General features: G+C 69.4%; 7 protein-coding genes. All 7 read left to right on the plus strand.

The features are described from left to right. The first annotated feature begins 36 nt into the window (after positions 1-36). On the plus strand, positions 37-240 hold the full coding sequence (locus DW306_RS07985) for a cold-shock protein (RefSeq protein WP_017831237.1): 204 nt from the start codon (positions 37-39) through the stop codon (positions 238-240). Between the two features lie 278 nt (positions 241-518). Continuing rightward, entirely contained in the window at positions 519-1544 is a 1026-nt protein-coding gene (locus DW306_RS07990) for an iron-siderophore ABC transporter substrate-binding protein (RefSeq protein WP_136055082.1), read from the plus strand. Positions 1545-1577: 33 nt separating this feature from the next. Beyond that, positions 1578-2621 carry an iron ABC transporter permease gene (locus tag DW306_RS07995; RefSeq protein WP_136055083.1) on the plus strand — a complete coding sequence of 348 codons (1044 nt, stop codon included), beginning with the start codon at positions 1578-1580 and terminating at the stop codon, positions 2619-2621. Then, positions 2618-3691 (plus strand): iron chelate uptake ABC transporter family permease subunit, encoded by a 1074-nt coding sequence (locus DW306_RS08000; protein WP_136055084.1) that lies wholly within the window; start codon positions 2618-2620, stop codon positions 3689-3691. Before DW306_RS07995 ends, DW306_RS08000 begins: the two co-directional genes overlap by 4 nt. Beyond that, positions 3688-4488 (plus strand): ABC transporter ATP-binding protein, encoded by an 801-nt coding sequence (locus DW306_RS08005; RefSeq protein ID WP_136055085.1) that lies wholly within the window; start codon positions 3688-3690, stop codon positions 4486-4488. Before DW306_RS08000 ends, DW306_RS08005 begins: the two co-directional genes overlap by 4 nt. Further along, positions 4478-5437 carry a siderophore-interacting protein gene (locus DW306_RS08010; protein WP_136055086.1) on the plus strand — a complete coding sequence of 320 codons (960 nt, stop codon included), beginning with the start codon at positions 4478-4480 and terminating at the stop codon, positions 5435-5437. Before DW306_RS08005 ends, DW306_RS08010 begins: the two co-directional genes overlap by 11 nt. Positions 5438-5531: 94 nt before the next feature. Beyond that, positions 5532-7318: SdrD B-like domain-containing protein (locus tag DW306_RS21590; protein WP_136055087.1), on the plus strand; the 1787-nt coding region annotated here is incomplete at its 3' end.

Consider the following 7318-nt stretch of genomic DNA (forward strand, 5'->3'; position numbering starts at 1 on the left):
TGCAAACGGCTAAGTCAAATAGAAAGTAGAAAACACATGGCCACTGGCACTGTGAAATGGTTCAACGCGGAAAAGGGCTTCGGCTTCATCGCTCCCGATGACGGCTCGGACGACCTTTTCGCCCACTACTCGGCTATCGCCGGCTCCGGTTTCAAGGAGCTCCGCGAGAACCAGAAGGTCGAATTCGACGCTGAGCGTGGCCCCAAGGGCATGCAGGCGGCGAACATCCGCGCTCTCTGAGCGCGCGCTGACTTCCTGAAACCGGTCGGATCCTCACGGATCCGGCCGGTTTTTCGTGTGCCCAGGGTCGAACTTCTGCGGCCTTTCCCCTGTTCTGCGGCCTCTCCCGCCCCTCGAGGCCGCAGAAGTTCGCGATGGCCGCAGAAGGTGCGTGCGGCCATGAGGGGAGCAGCTCGATGTGAGGCATACCTAACCTTCTGTTAGATTAGGCGAGGCTTACCAAAGCCTGACGCGTTCTGCGTCGATGCCCCTCCCACCCGAACCCGAAGGGAACGCCCGTGCGCACCTCCCGTCTTCTCGCCTTCGGCGCGGCCGCCGTGCTCGCCGTAGGTCTCGCCGCCTGCTCGTCCAATGCCCCGCAATCGACCGCATCCGCCGGCGGCAATCCTGCCTCCGATGACGCGTTCCCCGTCACCATCGAGCACGTCTACGGCGAGACCACCATCGAGAAGAAGCCCGAGCGCGTCGCCACCGTCGCCTGGGCCAACCACGAGGTGCCGCTGGCACTCGGCATCGTGCCGGTCGGCATGAGCAAGGCCGCGTGGGGCGACGACGACGACAACGGCGTGCTGCCGTGGGTCGAGGAGAAGCTCGAAGAGCTCGGCGCCGACACCCCGGTGCTCTTCGACGAGGCCGACGGGATCGACTACGAGGCCGTCGCCGACACGCAGCCCGACGTCATCCTCGCTTCGTACTCCGGCCTGACGCAGGAGGAGTACGACACCCTCTCCAAGATCGCTCCGGTCGTCGCCTACCCCGACGTGGCCTGGGGCACCTCGGTCGACGACATGATCGAGATGAACTCGAAGGCCCTCGGCCTCGAGGACGAGGGCGAGGCCCTGATCGAGGAGCTGCATGCCGATGCGGATGCCGCACTCGAGGCGAACAGCGTGCTCAAGGACAAGAAGGTGCTCTTCTCCTACATCGATCCGGCCGACCTCAGCCAGATCGGCTACTACACGGCGATCGACACGCGTCCCGGCTACATCCACGAGCTGGGTCTGCCGTTCCCGTCGATCGTCGAGGAGAACGCCGACAGCGACCAGTTCTACCTGACGGTCAGCTCCGAAGAGGCCGCGAAGTTCGACGACGTCGACCTCTTCATCACCTACGGCGACGAGTCCATCATCCCGCTCCTGCAGGCCGACCCGCTGCTGTCGAAGATCCCGGCCATCGCGGAGGGACGCATCGCGGTGCTGCCCGACGCCACCCCGATCGCGGCATCCGCCAACCCGTCCCCCCTGTCGATCCCGTGGGGCCTCACCGACTACCTCGCGATTCTGGCCGCGCCGCTCGCACAGTAGCCCCTCGATCCGCCTTCGCGGAATGAGTCTCCCGTGACGACAACTGCCACGATCGCCCCGGGCGCCGCAGATCTGCGGCGCCCGGTGGTGGTGCGCACTCTCTGGCTGCTGGTCGGGCTCGCCGTCATCGTCGTCCTCAGCATCCTGTCGCTCTCCTTCGGCGTCAGAGCAGTGACGGTCGACGACGTCTTCGCCGCGCTGGCCGGCCAGGACGACACCCTCTCGCAGGCCGCCATCATCAAGCGCATCCCGCGCACGGTCCTCGCGATCGTCGTCGGCGCCGCTCTCGCCCTCTCCGGCGCGACCATGCAGGCGGTCACCCGCAACCCGGTCGCCGATCCCGGCATCCTCGGCGTCTCGAACGGGGCTTCGCTCGCCGTCGTGTTCGGACTCGCCTTCTTCGGTCTCACCGACCCCTATGGGCAGATGGCGCTGGCGATCTCCGGTGCCGCGTTGGCCGCCGCGTTCGTGTACAGCGTCGGATCCTTGGGCCGCGGCGGCGCCACCCCGCTGAAGCTCGCGCTCGCGGGCGCCGCGACCTCTGCCGCGTTCGCGTCGCTCATCAGCGCGATCATGCTCCCCCGTGTGGACCTGCTGCAGGCATTCCAGTCCTGGCAGGTCGGCGGTGTCGGCGGCGCCGAGTGGCCGCGCATCGCCTTCACCCTGCCGGTGCTCGCGGTCGGCGCCCTCATCTGCTTCGCGAGCTCACGCGGGATGAACTCGCTCGCGCTCGGCGACGACATGGCCGCCGGTCTCGGCGAGCACGTGTTCCGCACCCGTCTCGTGTCGGCGGTGGGTGCCGTGATCCTCGCCGGCGCCGCGACCGCGATCGCCGGACCGATCGGATTCGTCGGTCTCGTCGTACCGCACGCGTGCCGGATGCTGGTCGGCACCGACCACCGCTGGCTGCTGCCGTTCTCGGCTCTCGCGGGCGCGGCGCTGCTCGTCGCGAGTGATGTGATCGGCCGTGTGATCGCCCCGTCGTCCGAGGAGATCCAGGTCGGCATCATCACCGCGGTCATCGGCGCCCCCTTCTTCATCTGGATCGTCCGCCGGCAGAAGGTGAGGGAACTGTGAGCACCCTCCGCACCGCTCGCGGTCCCGCCGCCGACGCCATCCGCCCCGACGCGGCGGCGATCATCGCCGGCCGCCGAGCGCGGCACCGGAAACACGCACGCGCCTCGATCGTGCTCGGCATCCTCACCCTCGCCCTGTTCGCCGCGGCACTCATGGTCGGCAAGACGTTCTACGGCCCGGTCGACGTCATCCAGGTGATCTTCGGCCAGACCGTTCCCGGGGCATCGTTCACGGTGGGGGAGCTGCGGCTTCCGCGCGCCGTCCTCGCGGTGCTCGCCGGGTTGTCGTTCGGCATCGCCGGCGTCTGCTTCCAGACGCTGCTGCGCAATCCGCTCGCCTCGCCCGACATCATCGGCATCTCCGACGGCGCCGGGGCCGCCGCCGTCATCGGCATCATCGTCCTGTCGCTGAACGGGCCGGTCGTCTCGCTCCTCGCCCTTGCCGGCGCACTGCTGACCGCGGGAGCGATCTACCTGCTGTCGATCAAGGGCGGCTTCGCCGGCACGCGGCTCATCCTCATCGGGATCGGCATCGCGGCGATGCTGCAGAGCGTGATCTCGTATCTGCTCTCGCGCGCCGCGCAGTGGGACATCCAGACCGCGATGCAGTGGCTCACCGGCAGCCTGAACAACGCCTCGTGGGACCGCGTGATCCCGCTCGCGATCGTCGTCGCCGTGATCGTGCCGCTCATGCTCCTGCGCGGCAGGGCGATGGGAGCGATGCAGCTCGGCGACGACTCCGCCTCCGGTCTCGGCGTGCGCGTGAACGCCACGCGTCTGCTGTTCATCCTCGGCGCCGTGTCGCTGCTGGCGTTCGCCACCGCAGCCACCGGGCCGATCGCCTTCGTCGCCTTCATGGCGGGTCCCATCGCCGCGCGCCTCACCGGGCCGGGAGCGAATCTGCTCCTGCCGTCGGCCTTCGTCGGCTCCGTGCTGGTGCTCGGCGGCGACATGATCGGGCAGTTCGCGTTCGGCGAGCGGTACCCGGTCGGCGTCATCACCGGCGTGCTCGGCGCTCCGTATCTCATCTACCTGCTCGTCCGCACCAACCGCTCCGGGGGTTCGCTATGACCGTCTCGCACACCTTGTCGGCCGAGGGGGTGACCCTCGCCTACGGCGACCGCACCATCATCGACGGCCTCGACCTCGCCATCGCACCGGGAAAGATCACCACGATCGTCGGAGCGAACGGATGCGGCAAGTCGACGCTGCTGCGTTCGCTCGCGCGCCTGCTGTCCCCGACCGCGGGGCAGATCGTGCTGGATGGCAAGTCCGTGCACGCGCGCCCCACGAAGGAGGTCGCCCGCATCCTCGGCCTGCTGCCGCAGTCGCCGGTCGCACCCGAGGGCATCGCCGTCGCCGACCTCGTCGGACGCGGCCGCCACCCGCATCAGCGGATGCTCTCGCGCTGGAGCGCGCACGACTATGAAGTCGTCGCCGACGCCCTCGCCGCGACCGGCACGACAGACCTCGCCGACCGCAGCGTCGACGAGCTCTCCGGCGGGCAGCGTCAGCGCGTGTGGATCGCGATGGCCCTCGCCCAGGAGACCGACATCCTGCTCCTCGACGAGCCGACGACGTTCCTCGATGTCGCGCACCAGATCGAGGTGCTCGACCTGCTCACCGACCTGAGCGTGTCGCGCGGCACGACCATCGTGATGGTGCTGCACGACCTCAACATGGCCGCGCGCTACGCCGACGAGCTCGTCGCGATGAAGGAGGGGAAGGTGCACGCCACCGGCGCCCCGCAGGAGGTCGTCACCGCCGACCTCGTCGAAGAGGTCTTCGGCCTCGCCAACCAGATCACCACCGACCCGGTTTCCGGAAAGCCGATGGTCACACCTATCGGGAGGCACCATGTCCGCTGAGACGACCACCACCGAGCGCCCCACCTACATCCTCACCCGCGCCGAGGTGCGCGCGGTCGACCGCGTCTCCCCGTCGTTCGTGCGGATCACGTTCGGCGGCGACGACCTGTTCGAGTTCTGCACCCCGGGCGAGGTCTTCGACTCGCGCATCAAGCTCGTCTTCCCGCCGGCATCCGGTGTCCTCCCTCCGATCGATCGGTCGTCCGACGACTGGTGGCAGTCGTTCCTCGCCGTGCCGGAGGAGCATCGCGGGTCGATGCGCACCTACTCCGTGCGCGACCTGCGCGTCGACGGCGCCGACACCGAGGTCGTCGTCGATTTCGTGCTGCACCTCGAGCCGGGTCTCACCGGTCCGGCGTCGTCCTGGGCGAGCAGGGCCGAGATCGGACAGGAGCTCTTCCTCGTCGGGCCGCGCCGCGGCGTGGACGTCGACGCGCACGGCGGCGCGGAGTTCGCGCCGGGCACGGCGTCGTCGGTCGTGCTCGCGGGCGACGAGACGGCCGCCCCGGCCATCGCCCGCATCCTCGAGGACGCGCCGCGCGGTCTGCGCGGCGTCGCCTTCATCGAGGTGCCGTCGCCGGCCGACATCCTGCGGATCGATGTGCCCGACGGCGTCGAGGTGCACTGGCTGCCCCGCGACGCCGGCGAGCTGCACGGCCTGTCACTCATCCCCGCGGTGCTCGGATACCTGGGTGACGCCGATGCCGCCGAGGAGATCCGCCTCGCCGACATCGACAGCGAGGATCTTCTCTGGGAGACCCCGGACTACTCGGGTCTCGGTGAGGAGATCGCCGCGGCGGATGCTCCTGCCGAGCGGTACTTCTGGATCGCGGGGGAGAGCGGCGTCGTCACCACGCTCCGCCGTCACCTGGTGAAGGATCTCGGCATCGACCGGTCCCAGGTCGCCTTCATGGGCTACTGGCGTCGGGGCGTCGCGATGCGCGGCTGACGCACTTCCGCAAAAGAATATCGATATACCGCACACCGACCGCCTGTCGTCTGCCAGCATGATCCGGGGTTCGTCCTCGGAGGGGTAGTTCGCCATGCAGAGAAACAGGTTCATCAGGTCGATCGCGCTGGCGACGAGCGCGTTCCTGGTCACCGCCGGGATCCTCGGTGCGCAGTTCGTCAGCGCTCCGGCATCCGTCGCCGCCGAGCAGAACGACTACGTCTTCAACGACCCGTGGACGCTGCAGGCGGCGGGCTCCTCGACCACGCAGTACACCTCGCCGGCCTTCGTCGCGCAGGCGACGAGCCGGGCGACCAGCAGCATCCCGTCGTCCAGCGGTCCCGTGTCCGTCGCGGCGCAGTTCGCCCCGCTCGGCGCCCGGACTCCCGGCACCAACTTCCTCGCCGCCGGGACCGACCAGTCGAGCTACGGCGCCCAGGCCGGGATGCTCACGGGCGCCCCCACCCCGTCGGCGGTGCCGGCGCTCGGTGTGGTGACGACCGGCTCGGCGGGATGCGGAGGGCCCCTCGGCACGGCCGCCCATCAGAACTTCAACGGCGTCTGCGCCGTCGGCACCCTCACGGTCACCTTCTCGCGTCCCCTGACCGACGTCGTGCTCGACATCACGGGTCTCGGAGGCTGGTCGGTGCGCGGAGTCAACGCCTATCAGCGCGGCTCCTTCAACAGCACGATCTGGACCATCGCGACGCCCGGGGTCACTTTCGCACAGCCGTCGAGCGGCGCCACCAACCTCTCGGTGACCGACAAGGTGCTCCAGGTGCGCAACCGCAACACGCAGACGCGGTGCGACTCGACCGCGGTCGACCAGCCGGCCGGCGCGCGCACCCGGAGCCCGAACAAGGACTTCGCCGGGTGCGGGTCGGTGACCCTCTCGGGCACGTACACCTCCGTCACCTTCGACCTGTCCTCGATGGTGACGCCCTACAGCGCCTTCCCCGCCGCGACCTTCGGCACCGGCGCCGCCTACTTCGCGAACGACAACACCACCAATGCCGACGGCATCAACGGGCGGAACACCGTGATGACGGAGCCTGCGCTCCTCCCCGGCGGTCCGGGCGACGCCGACAACGTCGACCTGCAGCGCATCTCCTTCCGGCTGCCCGAGCGAGGATCCCTCGGCGACCGGGTCTGGAACGATGCGAACGGCAACGGCGTGCAGGATGCCGGTGAGGCCGGCGCGGGCGGCGTCACGGCGGCGCTGACGGATGCTGCCGGCACGGCCGTCACCGATGCCGCCGGCAATCCGATCACCACGGTGACCGCGGCCGACGGGTCGTACCTGTTCGCGGGCCTTCCGTTCGGGGACTACCGGGTGCGGTTCACGGGACTTCCCGCCCGATTCTCGTTCACCCGGGCGGACGTCGGCGCGGATGACGCCGATTCCGATGCCGACCCGGCGACCGGGCTCTCCGGCGTGGCGCGGATCGATACCTCAGCGCCCGCGAACCCGACGGTCGACGCCGGGATCGGGGAGTTCGGCTCGATCGGCGACACGGTGTGGCTCGACACCGATCGGGACGGCGTGCAGGATGCCGGCGAGCCCGGCGTCGGCGGTGTGAGCGTCGTGCTGTACGGGGCCGGCGGTGCCGAGATCACTCGGACGACGACCGATTCCCAGGGCAGGTACCTGTTCTCGGTCCTGCCGCTCGGAGCGTATTCCGTCGGCTTCGAGGGCTTCCCCACGGGGACGACGCTCACGTCACGTCGCGCCGGAAACGACGACGCGGTCGATTCCGACGCCGATCCTGCGACCGGTCGGACCGGAACCCTCACGCTGACCTCGCAGAATCGGAATCTCACGAACGTCGACGCGGGTCTGCTGTCCCCTCTGGGGTCGATCGGCGACACGGTCTGGCGCGA

Origin of the sequence: Microbacterium sp. K24, from assembly GCF_004794465.1 — a bacterium.
Classification (GTDB): domain Bacteria; phylum Actinomycetota; class Actinomycetes; order Actinomycetales; family Microbacteriaceae; genus Microbacterium.

What these genes read in the sequence shown, in the direction of transcription:
- DW306_RS08005 (WP_136055085.1), top strand. Translation starts at nt 3,688, where the DNA reads ATGACCGTCTCGCACACCTTGTCGGCCGAGGGGGTGACCCTCGCCTAC.
- DW306_RS08010 (WP_136055086.1), top strand. Translation starts at nt 4,478, where the DNA reads ATGTCCGCTGAGACGACCACCACCGAGCGCCCCACCTACATCCTCACC.
- DW306_RS07985 (WP_017831237.1), top strand. Translation starts at nt 37, where the DNA reads ATGGCCACTGGCACTGTGAAATGGTTCAACGCGGAAAAGGGCTTCGGC.